The sequence below is a fragment of the Streptococcus sp. FSL W8-0197 genome, from assembly GCF_037963785.1.
In the GTDB taxonomy this organism is placed as follows: domain Bacteria; phylum Bacillota; class Bacilli; order Lactobacillales; family Streptococcaceae; genus Streptococcus; species Streptococcus oralis_CQ.
Genome location: NZ_CP150168.1, coordinates 1,722,810 through 1,740,524, shown reverse-complemented (window position 1 = coordinate 1,740,524; position 17,715 = coordinate 1,722,810). Strand labels below are relative to the sequence as shown.

The 17,715-nt window shown below is 40.3% G+C and carries 17 protein-coding genes; 16 read left to right on the top strand and 1 reads right to left on the bottom strand.

Annotation, left to right across the window (positions count from 1 at the left end; genetic code table 11):
* Positions 1-18 precede the first annotated feature (18 nt).
* The 16 genes from NYE79_RS08570 to rfbB all read left to right on the top strand — a co-directional run bounded on the left by NYE79_RS08570 (position 19) and on the right by rfbB (position 16,756).
* On the top strand, positions 19-1,464 hold the full coding sequence (locus NYE79_RS08570) for an LCP family protein (protein WP_084881491.1): 1,446 nt from the start codon (positions 19-21) through the stop codon (positions 1,462-1,464).
* A gap of 1 nt (position 1,465) precedes the next feature.
* The gene (gene cps4B / locus NYE79_RS08565) at positions 1,466-2,197 is read left to right on the top strand and encodes a capsular polysaccharide biosynthesis protein Cps4B (protein WP_339293685.1); all 732 of its coding nucleotides are present in this window, start codon (positions 1,466-1,468) and stop codon (positions 2,195-2,197) included.
* A gap of 8 nt (positions 2,198-2,205) precedes the next feature.
* On the top strand, positions 2,206-2,898 hold the full coding sequence (gene cpsC, locus NYE79_RS08560; RefSeq protein ID WP_000664126.1) for a capsular polysaccharide biosynthesis protein CpsC: 693 nt from the start codon (positions 2,206-2,208) through the stop codon (positions 2,896-2,898).
* Between the two features lie 9 nt (positions 2,899-2,907).
* A complete protein-coding gene (locus NYE79_RS08555; protein WP_061588742.1) occupies positions 2,908-3,600 on the top strand; it encodes a tyrosine-protein kinase in 693 nt (230 codons plus the stop codon).
* A gap of 22 nt (positions 3,601-3,622) precedes the next feature.
* On the top strand, positions 3,623-4,990 hold the full coding sequence (locus NYE79_RS08550) for a sugar transferase (protein WP_084880417.1): 1,368 nt from the start codon (positions 3,623-3,625) through the stop codon (positions 4,988-4,990).
* Between the two features lie 30 nt (positions 4,991-5,020).
* Positions 5,021-6,193, top strand: coding sequence for a glycosyltransferase family 1 protein (locus NYE79_RS08545; protein WP_000750329.1), 1,173 nt, complete (start codon positions 5,021-5,023; stop codon positions 6,191-6,193).
* Positions 6,194-6,196: 3 nt separating this feature from the next.
* Positions 6,197-7,354, top strand: a complete 1,158-nt coding sequence (locus tag NYE79_RS08540) for a glycosyltransferase family 4 protein (RefSeq protein ID WP_095726264.1) — start codon at positions 6,197-6,199, stop codon at positions 7,352-7,354.
* A gap of 2 nt (positions 7,355-7,356) precedes the next feature.
* A complete protein-coding gene (locus NYE79_RS08535) occupies positions 7,357-8,355 on the top strand; it encodes a Stealth CR1 domain-containing protein (protein ID WP_001033091.1) in 999 nt (332 codons plus the stop codon).
* A 34-nt stretch (positions 8,356-8,389) separates the two neighbouring features.
* The gene (locus NYE79_RS08530) at positions 8,390-9,355 is read left to right on the top strand and encodes a glycosyltransferase family 2 protein (RefSeq protein WP_084849938.1); all 966 of its coding nucleotides are present in this window, start codon (positions 8,390-8,392) and stop codon (positions 9,353-9,355) included.
* Positions 9,356-9,393: 38 nt separating this feature from the next.
* Positions 9,394-10,554 (top strand): hypothetical protein, encoded by a 1,161-nt coding sequence (locus NYE79_RS08525; protein ID WP_000915512.1) that lies wholly within the window; start codon positions 9,394-9,396, stop codon positions 10,552-10,554.
* Positions 10,551-11,963 carry a flippase gene (locus NYE79_RS08520; protein WP_084881488.1) on the top strand — a complete coding sequence of 471 codons (1,413 nt, stop codon included), beginning with the start codon at positions 10,551-10,553 and terminating at the stop codon, positions 11,961-11,963. The genes NYE79_RS08525 and NYE79_RS08520 overlap by 4 nt, the downstream gene beginning before the upstream one ends.
* 9 nt (positions 11,964-11,972) lie before the next feature.
* Complete coding sequence (gene glf / locus NYE79_RS08515; RefSeq protein WP_061588750.1) at positions 11,973-13,076, top strand: UDP-galactopyranose mutase; 1,104 nt, start codon at positions 11,973-11,975, stop codon at positions 13,074-13,076.
* 27 nt (positions 13,077-13,103) lie between these two features.
* Positions 13,104-14,156 (top strand): galactofuranosyltransferase, encoded by a 1,053-nt coding sequence (locus NYE79_RS08510; RefSeq protein ID WP_251463991.1) that lies wholly within the window; start codon positions 13,104-13,106, stop codon positions 14,154-14,156.
* Positions 14,157-14,227: 71 nt separating this feature from the next.
* A complete protein-coding gene (rfbA, locus tag NYE79_RS08505) occupies positions 14,228-15,097 on the top strand; it encodes a glucose-1-phosphate thymidylyltransferase RfbA (protein ID WP_000676121.1) in 870 nt (289 codons plus the stop codon).
* The gene (locus tag NYE79_RS08500; RefSeq protein ID WP_000131467.1) at positions 15,098-15,691 is read left to right on the top strand and encodes a dTDP-4-dehydrorhamnose 3,5-epimerase family protein; all 594 of its coding nucleotides are present in this window, start codon (positions 15,098-15,100) and stop codon (positions 15,689-15,691) included.
* An 18-nt stretch (positions 15,692-15,709) separates the two neighbouring features.
* Positions 15,710-16,756 carry a dTDP-glucose 4,6-dehydratase gene (rfbB, locus tag NYE79_RS08495; RefSeq protein ID WP_339293684.1) on the top strand — a complete coding sequence of 349 codons (1,047 nt, stop codon included), beginning with the start codon at positions 15,710-15,712 and terminating at the stop codon, positions 16,754-16,756.
* Positions 16,757-16,816: 60 nt separating this feature from the next.
* On the opposite strand, the gene rfbD is transcribed toward rfbB, so the two are convergent.
* Positions 16,817-17,671 (bottom strand): dTDP-4-dehydrorhamnose reductase, encoded by an 855-nt coding sequence (rfbD, locus tag NYE79_RS08490; protein WP_049501014.1) that lies wholly within the window; start codon positions 17,669-17,671, stop codon positions 16,817-16,819.
* Between the last annotated feature and the right edge of the window lie 44 nt (positions 17,672-17,715).

Below are 17,715 nucleotides of genomic sequence, written 5' to 3'. Positions count from 1 at the left end.
CGTGTATAGGGGATTATCATGAGTAGACGTTCAAAGAGAGCTCGTTCTGGCAACATGAAACGAAATATTAACATAGTCTTATTAACCATTTATCTACTGTTGGGTGGTTTTTTGCTGTTCTTGATTTTTAAACATAATATCTTAGCTTTTCGGTACCTCAATATCCTTACGGCGGTTCTTATTCTCATTTCTGCTGTAATTGCAATCCTTCTGATAGTGTATAAAAAAGCCGAGAAGTTTACGGTTTTCTTTTTGACACTTGCTATCGTAGTTAGCTCCGTTTCTCTCTATGCTTTGCAACAGTTTGTCGGTTTTACCAATCATATCAATGCGACCTCAAACTACTCAGAGTATTCAATCAGTGTGGTCGTTTTGAAAGATAGTGAGATCAATAATGTGACTCAACTGGATACGGTTACGGGGCCAACAGAGACAGACAATGACAATATTCAAAAGTTGTTAGCAGATATTAAGACCAGCCAGAGTAAGGACTTGACAGTTGAGAAAGCGACTTCTTACCTAGCAGCTTATAAGAGTCTGCTTTCTGGTGAAACGAAAGCAATTGTCTTAAATAGTGTCTTTGAAAATATCATTGAAGCAGAGTATCCAGATTATGCTTCAAAAATCAAAAAAATCTATACAAAACAATTAACTAAGGATGTTGCGGCACCAAAGGTATCGAAGAATAAAGCTTTCAATATTTATGTGAGCGGTATTGATACCTATGGTCCGATTAGTTCCGTTTCGCGTTCTGATGTGAATATTCTAATGACTGTGAATCGAGATACCAAGAAAATCCTTCTCACTACAACTCCTCGTGATTCCTATGTTCCGATTGCGGATGGGGGAAATAATCAAAAGGATAAGTTGACCCATGCTGGAATTTATGGAGTGGACTCGTCGATTCATACCTTGGAAAATCTCTATGGAGTGGATATTAACTACTATGTTCGCTTGAACTTCACTTCTTTCTTGAAATTGATTGACCTTTTAGGTGGCGTTGATGTCTATAATGATCAGGATTTCACTTCTTTGCATGGCAAGTACCATTTCCCCGTTGGGAATGTCCATCTAGACTCTGAGCAGGCTCTTGGTTTTGTTCGTGAGCGCTACTCTCTAGCAGATGGAGATCGTGACCGTGGTCGGAACCAACAAAAGGTTATTGTAGCTGTTATTCAGAAGTTGACGTCAACCGAAGCTTTGAAGAACTATGACAATATCATCCAAGGATTGCAAGATTCTCTTCAGACCAATATGCCTTTGGAAACCATGATGGATCTAGTCAATACTCAATTGGAGAGTGGTGGGAACTACAAAGTCAACTCTCAAGACTTGAAGGGAACTGGACGCACGGACCTTCCTTCATACGCTATGCCAGATAGTAACCTCTACATGATGGAAATCGATGAAAGTAGCTTGGCTGCCGCCAAAGCTGCTATCAATGATGTGATGGAGGGCAAGTAGCATGATAGATATCCATTCGCACATCGTTTTCGATGTGGATGATGGTCCAAAGTTGATAGAGGAAAGCAAAAAGCTTCTTATAGAGGCCTACAGTCAAGGAGTACGAACAATTGTTTCCACTTCGCATAGACGAAAAGGGATGTTTGAAACTCCTGAAGAAAAAATCGCAACCAATTTTTTGAAGGTGCGAGAAATGGCTAAGGAAGTTGCGGATGACTTAATCATTGCCTATGGGGCAGAAATTTACTATACGCCGGATGTTGTTGAGAAGTTGGAAAAGAAATTAATCCCAACCCTCAACGATAGTCGCTATGCTTTGATTGAGTTTAGTATGAATACGCCCTATCGAGAGATGCATAAGGGGCTGAGTAATATTCTAATGTTAGGCATTACACCCGTCATTGCCCACATTGAACGTTACGATGCTTTAGAAAATAATGAAAAGCGCGTGCGAGAGCTGATTGATATGGGATGTTATACTCAGGTTAATAGTTCTCATGTTTTGAAACCAAAACTCTTCGGAGAAACCTATAAATTTATGAAAAAGAGAGCCCAGTATTTCTTGGAACGAGATCTGGTTCACGTGATAGCAAGTGATATGCACAACTTGGATCACAGACCTCCTCATATGGGGGAAGCCTATGATATCATTGCTAAAAAATACAGTGAAGATAAGGCTAAGGAACTTTTTAAGGATAATCCCCGAAAAATAATAATGGATCAATTGATTTAGGAGAAAAAATGAAAGAACAAAATATGATGGAAATCGATGTATTTCACTTGCTTAAAATCCTTTGGAAGCGAAAATTGTTAATTGCTTTGGTAGCATTCGTGACAGGGATAGTAGCATTTGCCTACAGTAGTTTTATTGTGAAGCCGGAGTTTACGAGTACGACCCGAATTTATGTGGTCAATCGTAATCAGGGAGATAAGCCTGGCTTGACTAACCAAGACTTGCAAGCAGGATCTTACTTGGTAAAAGACTATCGCGAAATCATTCTCTCGCAAGACGTTTTAGAGAAGGTTGCGACTGATTTGAAACTAGAACTCCCTCCAAAAGGTCTAGCTAGTAAAATCAAGGTAACAGTTCCAGTGGATACGCGTATTGTATCGATTTCTGTTACAGACCGTGCACCTGAGGAAGCTAGCCGTATCGCCAACTCTTTGAGAGAGGTTGCGGCTCAAAAGATCATCAGCGTCACTCGCGTTTCGGATGTGACAACACTTGAAGAAGCACGCCCTGCAACATCGCCATCTTCACCAAATATTCGTCGCAATACCATGGTTGGATTCCTTGCGGGGGCGGTTGTGATGGTTGTCACAGTTCTCCTTGTTGAGCTCTTGGATACACGAGTGAAACGTCCAGAAGATATTGAGGACGTGATGCAAATTGCACTATTGGGAGTAGTTCCAAATTTGGATAAATTGAAATAGGAGAGAAAAATGCCAACGTTAGAAATTGCACAAAAAAAATTAGATTTGGCAAGAAAAGCAGAAGAATACTACAATGCCCTTCGCACCAATATTCAATTGAGTGGGAATAACTTGAAAGTGATTTCCATTACCTCTGTCAAACCAGGAGAAGGAAAATCAACAACTTCTACCAATATTGCTTGGGCTTTCGCGCGTGCGGGCTATAAGACGCTGTTGATTGATGCGGATATCCGTAATTCAGTCATGTCAGGTGTCTTTAAATCACGGGAAAAGATTACAGGCCTAACAGAGTTCTTGTCAGGCACAACAGACCTATCACAAGGTTTATGTGAAACCAATGTTGAAAATTTGTTTGTCATTCAAGCGGGTTCTGTATCACCAAACCCAACAGCTTTGTTACAAAGTGAAAATTTTGCGACCATGATTGACACCTTACGTAAGTACTTTGACTACATCGTTGTAGATACTGCTCCGATTGGAGTTGTTATCGATGCGGCGATTATCACGCAGAAGTGTGACGCTTCTGTTTTAGTAACTGCTGCTGGTGAAACAAATCGTCGTGATGTCCAAAAAGCTAAAGAACAACTCGAACAAACAGGCAAACCATTCTTAGGAATTGTGCTTAATAAACTCAATACTTCAGTTGAAAAATATGGCTCCTATGGAGCATATGGAAACTATGGGAATTATGGCAAAAAATAATAAATAGTTTAGGGAAGATATTATGGAAGAAAAGGGATTGAAGATTACTTTGGCGACAATCCAGAGTTTTCTTGTCATTTTATTAGCTTATTTACTTAGTTTTGTTAAGGAAACAGAGATTGTGAATACTTCTGTTATTATCTTGTTCATTCTTCATTTTTTTATTTTTTATATCAGTGATTATGGGCATGATTTTTTTAAAAGGGGTTATTTAGCAGAGTTTATCAACACTGCAAAGTACATTGTGTTCTTTGCTTTAGCTATCAGTATTTCGAATTTTTTCTTAGAAGATCGTTTTAGTATCTCTAGACGAGGAATGATTTATTTTTTGACAATACACTCTATTCTGTTGTATTTGTTGAATCTATGCATTAAACGCTATAGAAAAAGCATCTTTCCAAATCTCAAGGGGAGTAAGAAGATATTCTTGATAACAGCGACCTCTAGGGTTGAAAAAGTCATCGATAGGCTGATAGAGTCGGGAGAAATTTTTTGGAACTTGGTGGCAGTCAGTGTTTTAGACCAGCCTGATTTTCAGCATCAATCCTTAACGGTTGTACCTGCTGAGAATATCTTAGACTTTGCTACTCATGAAGTTGTCGATGAGGTCTTTATCAATCTACCAAGTGAAGAGTACGACATCGGGGAGTTTATCTCACTTTTTGAGACAATGGGAATTGATGTTACAGTTAATCTGAATGCTTTTAATAACTATCTAGGTAGTGATAAAAAGATTCGTGGGATGGCAGGGCTGAATGTTATCACGTTTTCTACAAAATTTTATAAGACCAGTCATGTCATTGCTAAACGGTTCATTGATATTGTCGGTTCGATTGTCGGCTTGATTATTTGTGGTTTGGTGAGCATTGTTTTGGTTCCGATGATTCGACAAGATGGTGGGCCAGCGATTTTTTCTCAAACGCGTATTGGAAAAAATGGTCGACATTTCACTTTCTATAAATTTAGATCTATGTGCGTGAATGCTGAGCAGCGGAAACAAGAACTTTTGGCGCAAAATACTATGCAGGGGGGCATGTTTAAGGTCGATGATGATCCTCGTATCACTCCAATTGGTCGCTTTATTCGTAAGACCAGCCTAGATGAGTTACCGCAGTTTTGGAATGTTTTAATGGGAGATATGAGTCTGGTCGGAACCCGTCCCCCAACAGTGGATGAGTATGAGAAATATACTCCTGAGCAAAAACGTCGATTGAGTTTTAAACCTGGGATAACAGGCTTGTGGCAAGTCAGCGGGCGAAGTGAGATCAAGGATTTCAATGAAGTTGTTAAATTAGATGTGGCCTATATTGATGATTGGACTATTTGGAAAGATATTGAAATATTGTTAAAGACCGTTAAAGTTGTATTTATGAGAGATGGGGCGAAGTAATTTCTGCCCTTCAGTCCTGTTAGGAGAGAGATGAAAAAGTCAGTTTATATCATTGGTTCAAAGGGGATTCCTGCCAAGTATGGAGGATTTGAAACCTTTGTTGAAAAATTAACCGAATATCAAAAAGACAGCAACATACAATACTATGTTGCTTGTATGCGTGAAAATTCAGCCAAGTCTGGTATTACGGAAGACCAGTTTGAGCACAATGGAGCCATTTGCTTCAACATCGATGTACCCAATATCGGACCGGCCCGCGCCATCGCTTACGATATTGCAGCGGTCAATAAGGCTATTGAATTGGCTAAGGAAAACAAGGACGAGGCTCCCATTTTTTACATTCTAGCTTGTCGCATCGGTCCTTTTATTTCTGGACTTAAGAAAAAAATTCGTGCGATCGGTGGCTCTTTGCTGGTAAATCCTGATGGCCATGAATGGCTGCGAGCAAAGTGGAGCCTGCCAGTTCGTAAGTACTGGAAATTTTCAGAGCAGCTCATGGTCAAACATGCAGATTTACTGGTCTGTGACAGTAAAAATATCGAACAATATATCCAAGAGGATTATAAGCAGTATCAACCAAAGACCACCTATATTGCCTATGGGACAGATACAGCCCCTTCAATCCTGAAGGCAGAAGATACCAAAGTTCGGAACTGGTATCAGGAAAAAGGAGTTAGCGAAAATGGCTATTATCTAGTAGTGGGACGATTCGTTCCTGAAAACAACTACGAAGCCATGATTCGTGAATTTATCAAGTCCAAGTCCAAAAAGGACTTTGTTCTCATCACAAATGTGGAGCAGAATAAATTTTACGACCAGTTGTTACAAGATACTGGTTTTGATAAAGATCCTAGGGTCAAATTTGTCGGGACTGTCTATGACCAAGAGTTACTCAAGTACATTCGCGAAAATGCCTTTGCCTATTTCCATGGGCATGAGGTTGGAGGAACCAACCCTTCTCTACTGGAAGCTTTAGCATCCACAAAACTAAATTTGTTGCTAGATGTTGGTTTTAACCGTGAAGTTGGTGAAGATGGGGCCATTTATTGGAAAAAAGATGAGTTGGCACGTGTCATTGAGGAAGTAGAAGGATTTGATCAGGTAGCAATAACTGACTTGGATTTCAAGTCAAGCCAAAGAATCCTCTCAGCTTTCACATGGGAAAAGATTGTGTCAGATTATGAAGAAGTGTTTAAAGGATAGGGAATGAAACGGATTTTATACTTGCATGCTGGTGCAGAAATGTATGGAGCAGATAAGGTTTTACTGGAATTGATTAAAGGGTTGGATTCCAAAGAATTTGAAGCTCACGTCATCCTGCCAAATGATGGTGTTTTAGTCGAGGCTTTGCGCCAAGTTGGAGCTAAGGTCAGCGTGTTGGATTATCCGATTTTACGTAGAAAATACTTTAATCCTAAAGGCATTGCCGACTATATTCGCTCTTATAATTTCTATGCTAAGCAAATCGCCCTCTATGCTCGACAACACAGTATAGATATGGTTCACAATAATACAGCGGCTGTTTTGGAGGGCATCTATTTGAAACGCAAGCTCAAGCTGCCTTTGATTTGGCATGTTCATGAGATTATCGTCAAACCCAAAGCTATTTCTGACTTTATCAATATGCTCATGGGACGATATGCAGACAAGATTGTGACGGTGTCCCAAGCGGTCGCTAATCATATCAAGCAGTCTCCCTTTATCAAAGATAGCCAAGTGGAAGTGATTTATAACGGTGTCGATAATGCTGTCTATTATCCAATGGATGCGTCTTCTATTCGTGAAAAATTTGACATTGCGCAAGATGCACTTGTGATTGGCATGATTGGTCGGGTCAATGCTATAAAAGGACAAAATGATTTCATAGAAGCAGTCGAGCCACTTTTGGAAAAGAATGAGCAAGCGGTGGCTTTCCTAGCTGGAGGTGTTTTTCCTGGTGAAGAATGGCGTTTAGAAGAACTAGATAAGAGAATAGCTTCTTCATCTGTTGTGTCACAAATTCATCGTATTGATTACTACGATAAGACTTCTGAACTTTATAATATGTTTGATATCTTTGTCTTACCAAGTATAAAACCTGATTCCCTACCTACAGTAGTCCTAGAAGCCATGGCTTGTTCAAAACCAGTTGTTGGTTATAACAATGGGGGAATAGCTGAAATGGTAGTAGATGACAAAAGTGGTTGCTTAGTCAAACCAAATCGTCCTCAAGAACTTTCTAATGCCATTTCTCTCTTACTAGATAGTTCTGAAAAAAGAGAAAAATTTGGGCGAGTAGGATATCAGAGACAAAAAGAGCTGTTTTCTTTGGAGAGTTACATCAAGAACTTTTCGGAGTTGTATAAAACAGATAGAAAAGATTAGTTATGAATAAAATAGATTTTGTTGTTACTTGGGTTGATGGGAATGATCCTGTGTGGCAAGAAAAAAAATCAAGCTATGATGGCTCGGTTAATACTTCTAAACAGAGTATGAATTCAGTCAAGGCTTACCGAGAATGGGGGACCTTTAAATATTGGTTTAGAGGAGTTGAAAAATTTGCTCCTTGGGTCAATAAGGTCTACCTCGTGACCGACCAGCAAAAGCCAAGCTGGTTAGATATAAATAGTGAAAAATTGGTGTTGGTAGATCATACAGAGATTATCTGTAATGACTACCTGCCAGTTTTTTCTGCCAATCCTATCGAAAGTAACATCCATCGAATCCCTGGTCTCTCAGAGCATTTTGTTTTTTTTAATGACGATATGTATTTGACAGCTCCAGTTGAGCCGACAGATTTTTTCTCAGAGGATGGTTTACCCAAATATAATACGGCTCTTTCACCGATTATTCCTGAGCGATATGGAACGGGGAATTTTCAGATAAATGACATGGAGATTGTCACTAGCTATTTCAGTCGAAATGAAATTTTGAAGAATGGCCAATTCTTTGATCCAAAGCAGGGATTAAAAAGTATCGTTAAGTCGCTACTATACAGAAATAGTCAGTTTATCTGTGGTTTCTGGGAGAGTCATCTGCCCTATCCTCTACTAAGATCAACGATGAACTTGGTATGGGAAAAGGAAAAAGCTGTCTTGGAAAGAACCTCGGCTAGTCGCTTTAGAAATCCTTCTGATACCAATGTTTGGCTCTTTAAGTATTGGCAGATTGCCAGTGGTAAATACGCTATCGGAAATCCTAAGTTGGGAGGACTCTTTTCTTTGGATAATGCCGGACCAGATTTTTGGAAGATACTAAATTCTGGCAAATACCAAATTATGTGTATCAATGATGGATTTAACATTCAAGACGAGGAGCAGGTGATGACAGACTTTATCAAGGCTATGGATCAACTGCTTCCAGATAGAAGTTCATTTGAGATTTAAACTGTAAAACTAAGTAAGAGAAAGAAAAGAAAATATGATTTCGGTAATTGTGCCTGTTTATAATGTGGAGGACTACCTTCATTATGCCATGGAGAGTTTGGAACATCAGACTTACAAGGATATGGAAGTCCTCTTGATTGATGACGGCTCGAGTGATGGCTCAGGACACTTGTGTGACCAGTATGCCCAGCAATATGATTGGGTGACTAGCTACCATAAGGTCAACGGTGGCTTGTCTGATGCTCGGAACTATGGGGTCTTGAAAGCCAAGGGTGACTGGATTACTTTCCTAGATCCAGACGACTATCTGGAACCCTGCGCCTTGGAACTGCTAGCAGAGCTACAAAGTCGTACCCAAGCAGATATGGTGAGTGGCAAAGTAGAGCCAACAGCTCACTATCATCGTTTTCAAAATTTTCACTTGGATCAGCTTGATTTAGACCAAGTTAAGGTCTATGACAAGGCAAAGGCTCTGACTGAGATGCTTTATGGAGACCTTGTAACGGTCTCTGCTTGTGGGAAACTCTATCGGAAAGAACTTCTTGAGAAAGCTCCCTTCCCCAAGGGGCGCATCTACGAAGACCTCTATGTTATCAGTGAGCATCTCAACCAAGCCCAATCCGTGGCCTTGTACCATCTTCCGATTTACCATTATTACCATAGACCTGGTAGCATTACTGCCTCGGCTTTCACGCCAAAACAATACGAGTTTTACGAAGCAATTGATCATTTAAAAGAGGTTGTGAATGCAACCTATCCTGAGAGTTCAGAACTCCAAGAAGCTATCATTTCACGCTTCTTTACAGGAAGTCTTCTTATCTTTACGATGATTAAGGATGGGGATTCGGTAGAATTCAAGAGACTTCAGGAGAAAACCAGGCCTTATTTGCCTCTTGTCTTGAAGAATGCTAGAGTTAGCAAGAAACGTAGGATCCTCTATGTTTTAATTACTAAGTATCCGCGGCTCTATTATCAATTTAAAAAGTTAAAAAAATCCTAAGTAAGAGTTAGGGATGAAAGAAGAAAAGGAAAAAGAAAATGTTAAAGTTAGAACGTGATAAATTGCTAATTGCAGCAGTTTTAATAGTGGTTGTCTCCATAGATATGATCAATACGTCTATGTTAGCTCCTGTTTTACCTAATATTCCTAATGTAGTTCCTTTTTTTGCGGTCCTGTTACTTGCTATGCGATTTGCTTATATTCATCACTACTCTATAAGCTATCTCATCTTTGCACCAATTCTTCTTTTTGCTGGGGGCATGGTTTACTATAAGACTGGGAACCTTAATGCATTGATGTATATGTTTCTGCTTGTCTTTCTTTACAAGGCTGAGATGGAAAGTGTACTTAAAATATACTCTGTTGTAGCCTTGTTTTTTATTGTATTGATAGTGTTCTTGGCTGTGATTGGTGCTATTCCAAACTTGCAATTTGTCCAATCACGATCTGCGGGAGTCGTTGTTCGAAATTCATTTGGCTTTATTTATCCAACTGATTTTGCTTCTCACTGTTTTTATCTATATACAGCTATATCGTATATCTTTAGAAAGAAATTCATTGTTTTACGGACTGCCTTAGGATTTGGTCTGGCTTATTTCATTATTCGATATTGCGATGCGAGGCTTAATGCCGCTTCTATTACTGTAATGGCGCTCATTTTTCTGTACTTTTATTTCCGAAATGATAAACAGCGACGGCTTTTTGCTTTACTTCCTTTATCGGCTGGTATAGCGTCTTCAGTAATGATTTATCTCTCTTCTAAATTTACCTGGTCTCATCCAATGTATGTGGCTCTAAACAATTTTTTTAGTATGAGATTACACCTAGGACATGAGGCACTAAAAAAATATGCAGTGCAGTGGTTTGGGATTCGGGGCATATCATTTGTCGGTTATGGGGGGCGTACAGAATCCGTTTTGAGCTACGACTATGTAGACTCTTCCTACGTTCAGATGCTCTTTACCTATGGGATGATTCCAGTTCTCTTATTGGTCGTGTTATACATAGTTAGGTCTTGGTCACTTTATCGCAAAAAGAATTATTTGCTATTGACGGCCTTATCCTTAATAGCAGTCAACTGTATGTTTGAGGCCTTCTGGGTTCGCCCGTCTTATAATATTTTTATGTTTACTCTATTTGCAACCTTGCCAGTTATTGAATTTGAATCGAAGAAATCTACAACGAGGAACTCCTTGTGAAAGTATTAAAAAATTATTTATATAATCTTTCTTATCAGCTGTTAGTAATCGTTTTACCAGTCATTACTACACCCTATATTACTCGGGTTTTCTCATCCAATGACTTAGGTTCCTATGGGTACTACAACTCAATAGTAACTTACTTTATACTCTTAGCGACACTTGGGGTGGCCAATTATGGGACAAAGGAAATTTCCGGCCATCGTAAGGAAGTCGAAAAGACCTTCTGGGGTATTTACAGTTTACAAGTCCTTTCAACCTGTTTAGCGGTTACGCTTTATATAGTTGTCTGCTTGCTTGTGCCGTCGATGAACAATCCAATTGCTTATATACTTGGCTTTAGTTTGCTGTCTCGTGGTTTTGATATTTCTTGGCTTTTTCAAGGGTTAGAAGATTTCAAAAAAATCACAGCTCGTAACACAATGGTCAAACTTCTAGGTGTTGTTTCGATATTCCTATTTGTTAAGAAACCATCCGACTTGTACTTGTATATCATCCTCTTGGTTGCCTATGATCTACTAGGTCAGTTGAGTATGTGGCTTCCTGCTCGGGAGCACATTCGCAAGCCGCATTTGGATATAGCCTATGCCAAAGAGCATATTAAACCAGTCATTCTCTTGTTTCTGCCACAGATTGCCATTTCACTCTACATCACGCTAGATCGCACCATGTTGGGTGCCTTGTCTTCGACCAAGGATGTCGGGATCTATGATCAAGCCTTGAAATTATTGAATATTTTGTTGACTTTGGTAACGTCGCTTGGTAGTGTTATGTTGCCTCGGGTCTCCAATCTCCTCTCATCAGGCAATCAAAAGGCGGTTAACAAGTTACATGAAATGTCTTTCTTAGTGTATAACTTAGTTATCTTCCCGATGATTGCGGGGATTTTGATTGTTAACAAAGATTTTGTTAATTTTTTCCTGGGGCAAGACTTCCAAGATGCTCGCTATGCGATTGCCATCATGGCCTTTAGAATGTTCTTTATTGGCTGGACCAATATCATGGGAATTCAAATCTTGATTCCTCACAATAAGAATCGTGAATTTATGCTATCAACAACTATTCCAGCTGTTTTTAGTGTGGGCTTGAATCTCCTCTTAATCCCGCCTCTGGGCTATATTGGAGCTTCAATTGTATCTGTTGCGACTGAAGGTTTGGTCTGGCTGATTCAACTCTACTTTACACGTTCGTATCTAAAAGAGGTCAAGATTCTACCATCCATGCTAAAAATACTTCTAGCAGCACTACTGATGTACGGCGCCCTGTATTCTGCACAAGCTTTCATGCACTTCTCGTCTGTTGTGAATGTCTTGATTTATGCTGCCCTTGGCTCCCTAGTCTATGGCGGCTTGGTTTTGCTCTTACGTGTCTTGGATTTTCAAGAACTAAAAAGTGTTTTAAAGAAATAAGGAGATTTTATGTACGATTATTTGATTGTCGGTGCTGGCTTGTCAGGTGCAATCTTTGCCTACGAAGCTAACAAACGTGGCAAGAAGGTGAAGGTGATTGATAAACGAGAACATATTGGTGGGAATATCTATTGCCAATCTGTTGAAGGAATCAATGTCCACAAGTATGGGGCTCATATCTTCCATACATCTAATAAAAAGGTATGGGAATATGTCAATCAGTTTGCGGAGTTTAACAATTATATCAATTCTCCTATTGCCAACTATCAAGGACATCTTTACAATCTGCCTTTCAATATGAACACTTTCTATGCTTTGTGGGGGACAAAGACACCCCAAGAAGTCAAGGACAAGATTGCTGAGCAGACGACACACATGCAAGATGTTGAGCCTAAAAACTTAGAGGAACAAGCCATTAAGTTGATTGGTATGGATGTCTATGAAAAGCTAATCAAGGGCTACACCGAAAAGCAATGGGGGCGTTCTGCTACTGAACTACCACCCTTTATCATCAAGCGTTTACCTGTTCGATTGACCTATGATAACAATTATTTCAATGACCGTTACCAAGGAATTCCGATTGGTGGTTACAATGTCATCATCGAAAAGTTGTTGGAAGGAATCGAAGTAGAGCTTAATACAGATTTCTTTACTGATCGGGAGAACTTGGAGGCTTCAGCAACTAAGATTGTCTTCACAGGGATGATTGATCAGTTCTTTGACTACAAGTTTGGTGAACTAGAGTATCGTAGTCTCCGTTTTGAGCATGAGATTTTGGATCAAGAAAATTATCAAGGAAATGCTGTAGTCAACTATACTGAACGTGATATTCCCTATACGCGAATCATCGAACACAAACATTTTGAGTTTGGGACTCAAGCCAAGACCGTTATTACTCGTGAATATCCAGCAGATTGGAAAAGAGGAGATGAACCTTACTATCCAATCAATGATGCCAAAAACAATGCAATTTATGAGCAGTATCTAGCAGAAGCTGAGAAAAATGGGCGAGTTATTTTCTGTGGGCGCTTGGCAGATTATAAATACTATGATATGCACGTGACTGTTGAACGTGCATTGGATGTGGTAGAAGAAGAACTAGGGAGTATCTAAGAACATCACGGATAAAGGGGAGAAAAGGTGAAATATTATCTGAAAGATTCATTTCTGCATAATGCACACGAAAAGAATGCAGGGAGTAAGGCACGAAATGATGTGGAAGCTATTCTAATCTCAGAGGGTTATGAGGGCTTGGAGCTCAAGGTTGAGAATTGGTATAAGATGAATTTCTTTAAAGCTCAACAACACAAATATCGTGCGACCAAGTCTGTGTTTGATCAGTTGGAAGCTGGAGATGAATTGGTGATTCAGTTCCCTATTATCCACCATACATTTTTCATTTCACAACTCATCAAGCAGGCGCAAAAAAGAGGAGTTAAATTCTATCTGTTGATCCATGATATTGAAACCTTGCGTCATGCAGCAGGTTCAGAAGTGAAATTTCGTCATAAAGTGAGAAATTACTTTCAAGAGAAGAAAGCTCTAACGTCAGTGGATGGGATTATCGTTCATAATGATATCATGAAAAATGTTTTAGCCGGTCAAGGATTTCCGTCTGATAAAATGGTAAGCTTGGAGATTTTTGACTATCTGATTCCTAACTTTGAGGTACAAGCTCTTCCTCAAAAAAACCAACCTATTATCGTAGCTGGAAATTTGAACCCTGCAAAGTCAGGTTATCTTTATAATTTACCAGAACAACCAGCCTATAACTTGTATGGGGTGGGCTACGATGAAAGTCGTGCATTGAAAAACACTAGCTACTTTGGTTCCTTTATGCCAGATGACCTCCCAGCTGCTCTTGAAGGTAGTTTTGGTTTGGTATGGGACGGAGACAGCTCAGAAACCTGCCAAGGTTCTTACGGAAACTATCTACGCTTTAACAACTCGCACAAGGCTTCTCTTTATTTGGCTTCGGGCTTTCCTCTGGTGGTTTGGAGAGAGTCTGCCCTTGCGCATTTTGTGCTAGATAAGCAGTGTGGTATAGCGGTTGATTCTCTACATGACCTCCAAAAAGTACTAGATGATTTGACACTTCAAGACTACAAGGAACTTTCAGAACAAGCTAGGAAAGTTGGAGCTGCTCTTCGAGACGGAGCCTATTTAAAAGCTGCCTTATCCAAATTGAAGTAAATTCCTTAGGGAATTTGGGACAAAATGAAATATAATATAGGATAGGTAATTAGCCAGAAAGGAAGCCTATTATGAAAGGTATTATTCTTGCGGGTGGTTCAGGTACCCGACTGTACCCACTTACTCGAGCTGCGTCAAAACAGCTGATGCCAGTTTATGATAAACCCATGATTTACTATCCTTTGTCAACCTTGATGTTGGCAGGGATTAAGGACATTTTGATCATCTCAACACCACAGGATTTACCCCGTTTTAAGGACCTGCTCTTGGATGGTTCCGAATTTGGGATCAAGCTTTCCTATGCGGAACAGCCTAGTCCCGACGGACTTGCTCAGGCTTTTCTTATTGGTGAAGAATTTATCGGTGACGATAGTGTTGCTTTGATCTTGGGGGACAATATCTATCATGGACCTGGTTTGAGCAAAATGCTTCAAAAGGCAGCCAAGAAAGAGAAGGGTGCGACTGTTTTTGGCTACCAAGTGAAGGATCCAGAGCGTTTTGGTGTGGTCGAGTTTGATACAGACATGAATGCTATTTCCATAGAAGAAAAACCGGAGAATGCTCGCTCTAACTATGCAGTGACAGGTCTTTATTTCTATGACAATGACGTTGTGGAGATTGCTAAACAGATCAAACCAAGTGCTCGTGGCGAGTTGGAAATCACAGATGTTAACAATGCTTATTTGAAGCGTGGGGATTTGTCAGTTGAAGTTATGGGGCGTGGTTTTGCCTGGCTGGATACAGGGACGCATGAGAGCCTGTTAGAGGCCTCCCAATATATCGAAACGGTTCAAAGGATGCAAAATGTTCAGGTTGCCAACCTGGAAGAAATTGCCTACCGAATGGGTTATATCAGCCGCGAAGATGTGCTGAAGTTGGCGCAACCTCTCAAGAAGAATGAATACGGGCAATACTTGCTTCGTTTGATTGGAGAAATCTAGATGACAGATAATTTTTTCGGCAAAACACTTGCAGTGCACAAGATTGATGCCATTCCAGGTTTGTTAGAGTTTGACATTCCGGTTCATGGTGACAATCGTGGCTGGTTTAAGGAAAATTTTCAGAAAGAAAAGATGCTACCACTTGGTTTTCCTGAAAGCTTCTTTGCTGAAGGAAAACTGCAAAACAACGTCAGCTTTTCTCGCAAAAATGTTCTCCGAGGCCTCCATGCTGAACCTTGGGATAAGTACATCTCAGTAGCAGATGGTGGCAAGGTTCTGGGTTCTTGGGTTGACCTACGTGAAGGTGAGACTTTTGGAAATGTTTATCAGACCGAGATTGATGCAAGTAAGGGAATCTTTGTCCCTCGTGGCGTAGCCAATGGTTTCCAAGTCCTCTCGGATACAGTTTCTTATAGCTATCTGGTCAATGACTACTGGGCACTTGAACTCAAGCCTAAATATGCTTTTGTCAACTATGCAGACCCAGCTTTGGGCATTGAGTGGGAAAACCTAGAAGCAGCAGAAGTATCAGAAGCTGATAAACATCATCCACTGCTTAAGGATGTAAAACCTCTGAGAAAAGAAGATTTGTAAAAAAATTAGGGAATAAAAATGACTGAATACAAAAATATCATCGTGACGGGTGGAGCAGGATTTATCGGTTCTAACTTTGTTCATTATGTTTATAATAACTTTCCAGATGTTCATGTGACAGTACTGGACAAACTGACTTATGCGGGGAATCGTGCCAATATTGAAGAAATTTTAGGTGATCGTGTTGAGTTGGTTGTTGGAGATATTGCTGATGCAGTCTTGGTAGACAAGCTGGCAGCTGAAGCGGATGCTATCGTTCATTATGCGGCAGAAAGTCACAATGACAACTCGCTCAATGATCCGAGTCCCTTTATCCACACCAATTTCATCGGGACTTACACTCTTTTGGAAGCAGCTCGTAAATACGACCTTCGTTTCCACCATGTGTCAACTGACGAAGTCTATGGTGACCTACCTCTGCGAGAAGATTTGCCAGGTCATGGAGAAGGTCCAGGTGAGAAATTTACGGCTGAAACCAAGTACAATCCCAGCTCGCCTTACTCATCAACTAAAGCAGCTTCAGATCTGATTGTCAAAGCTTGGGTGCGCTCATTTGGTGTCAAAGCGACTATTTCCAACTGTTCAAACAACTATGGTCCTTACCAGCATATCGAGAAGTTCATTCCGCGCCAAATCACCAATATTTTGAGTGGAATCAAGCCAAAACTCTACGGTGAAGGTAAAAACGTCCGTGACTGGATTCATACCAATGACCATTCTTCAGGTGTTTGGACGATTCTGACCAAAGGTCAAATTGGTGAAACTTACTTAATTGGTGCGGATGGTGAAAAGAACAATAAGGAAGTGCTGGAACTCATCCTCAAGGAGATGGGGCAACCAGCTGATGCTTATGATCATGTGACGGACCGAGCTGGTCACGACCTTCGCTATGCTATCGACGCTAGCAAGCTCCGTGATGAACTAGGGTGGAAGCCAGAGTTTACTAATTTTGAAGCAGGTCTCAAAGAGACCATTAAGTGGTACACAGACAACCAAGACTGGTGGAAATCTGAAAAAGAAGCAGTCGAAGCCAACTATGCTAAGACACAACAAGTGATTAAATAATCAGATACTAAAAAGCAAGAGACCTTGAGTTCTCTTGCTTTTTATGTATGTCGTAATCTTTTATTTTCTTACTTCTTGTTTATAAAATTCTTTGAGGGCATCTTGCCAGGTTGGAATGACGAAACCTGTCGCCTTCGCTTTGGCCAAACTCATGGTTGAATTGAGGGGACGTTTGGCCTTTGCAGGAAACTTGCTGGAGTCTACCGGAATCACTTCAACATCACTGTCTTTAAGAATCTCGACAGCGAAGTCATACCAAGTGGTATCTTCAGTGGAGTCATTTGATAAGTGGTAGTAGCCAAATGCTTTTTGATTTTCAGTCAAGTAGGTCATAAACTCAGCCAGGGTACGTGTCCAAGTTGGACGGCCGTGTTGGTCGTTGACAACAGTGAGAGTTTTATGGGTTTTGGCAAGATTTTGCATTGTAAAGACAAAGTTTTTGCCATAATTTCCAAAGACCCAAGCAGTGCGGATGATGTAATACTGTGACGTAAGGGTTTCAACAAGTTCTTCCCCCATTCGCTTGGTACGCCCATATTCTGTCTGCGGATCAGGTAGGTCATCGACTTCCCATTCTTGTCCGACGGGTTTCTTTCCATCAAAGACGTAGTCTGTCGAGATATAGACCAGAGTAGCTCCGTATTTCTCAGAGGCCTTGGCTACATTTTCAGTTCCAGTTACGTTGATGGCAAAATCCAGTTCTTTCCCCTCGTCTTCTGCAGCATCAACAGCAGTGTAGGCTGCACAATGATAGACCAGAGTTGGCTTGACTTCAGCAAATACCTTCTCAACCATTTCAGCATTCGTGATATCCATTTCGGCCACATCAACTGCAACATAGTCCACATTTCGTTCATCTAGTAAATAACGTAGTTCGGTACCGAGTTGACCATTTGCACCTGTAATTAATATCATTGTCTTCTCCTTAACTTTTCTTCTATCTAATCATAGCAAAAAAA

Bases quoted from the DNA above. Each gene is read 5' to 3' on its own strand.
- NYE79_RS08570 (WP_084881491.1), top strand. From the start codon at position 19: ATGAGTAGACGTTCAAAGAGAGCTCGTTCTGGCAACATGAAACGAAAT.
- cps4B (WP_339293685.1), top strand. From the start codon at position 1,466: ATGATAGATATCCATTCGCACATCGTTTTCGATGTGGATGATGGTCCA.
- cpsC (WP_000664126.1), top strand. From the start codon at position 2,206: ATGAAAGAACAAAATATGATGGAAATCGATGTATTTCACTTGCTTAAA.
- NYE79_RS08555 (WP_061588742.1), top strand. From the start codon at position 2,908: ATGCCAACGTTAGAAATTGCACAAAAAAAATTAGATTTGGCAAGAAAA.
- NYE79_RS08550 (WP_084880417.1), top strand. From the start codon at position 3,623: ATGGAAGAAAAGGGATTGAAGATTACTTTGGCGACAATCCAGAGTTTT.
- NYE79_RS08545 (WP_000750329.1), top strand. From the start codon at position 5,021: ATGAAAAAGTCAGTTTATATCATTGGTTCAAAGGGGATTCCTGCCAAG.
- NYE79_RS08540 (WP_095726264.1), top strand. From the start codon at position 6,197: ATGAAACGGATTTTATACTTGCATGCTGGTGCAGAAATGTATGGAGCA.
- NYE79_RS08535 (WP_001033091.1), top strand. From the start codon at position 7,357: ATGAATAAAATAGATTTTGTTGTTACTTGGGTTGATGGGAATGATCCT.
- NYE79_RS08530 (WP_084849938.1), top strand. From the start codon at position 8,390: ATGATTTCGGTAATTGTGCCTGTTTATAATGTGGAGGACTACCTTCAT.
- NYE79_RS08525 (WP_000915512.1), top strand. From the start codon at position 9,394: ATGTTAAAGTTAGAACGTGATAAATTGCTAATTGCAGCAGTTTTAATA.
- glf (WP_061588750.1), top strand. From the start codon at position 11,973: ATGTACGATTATTTGATTGTCGGTGCTGGCTTGTCAGGTGCAATCTTT.
- rfbA (WP_000676121.1), top strand. From the start codon at position 14,228: ATGAAAGGTATTATTCTTGCGGGTGGTTCAGGTACCCGACTGTACCCA.
- NYE79_RS08500 (WP_000131467.1), top strand. From the start codon at position 15,098: ATGACAGATAATTTTTTCGGCAAAACACTTGCAGTGCACAAGATTGAT.
- rfbB (WP_339293684.1), top strand. From the start codon at position 15,710: ATGACTGAATACAAAAATATCATCGTGACGGGTGGAGCAGGATTTATC.
- rfbD (WP_049501014.1), bottom strand. From the start codon at position 17,671: ATGATATTAATTACAGGTGCAAATGGTCAACTCGGTACCGAACTACGT.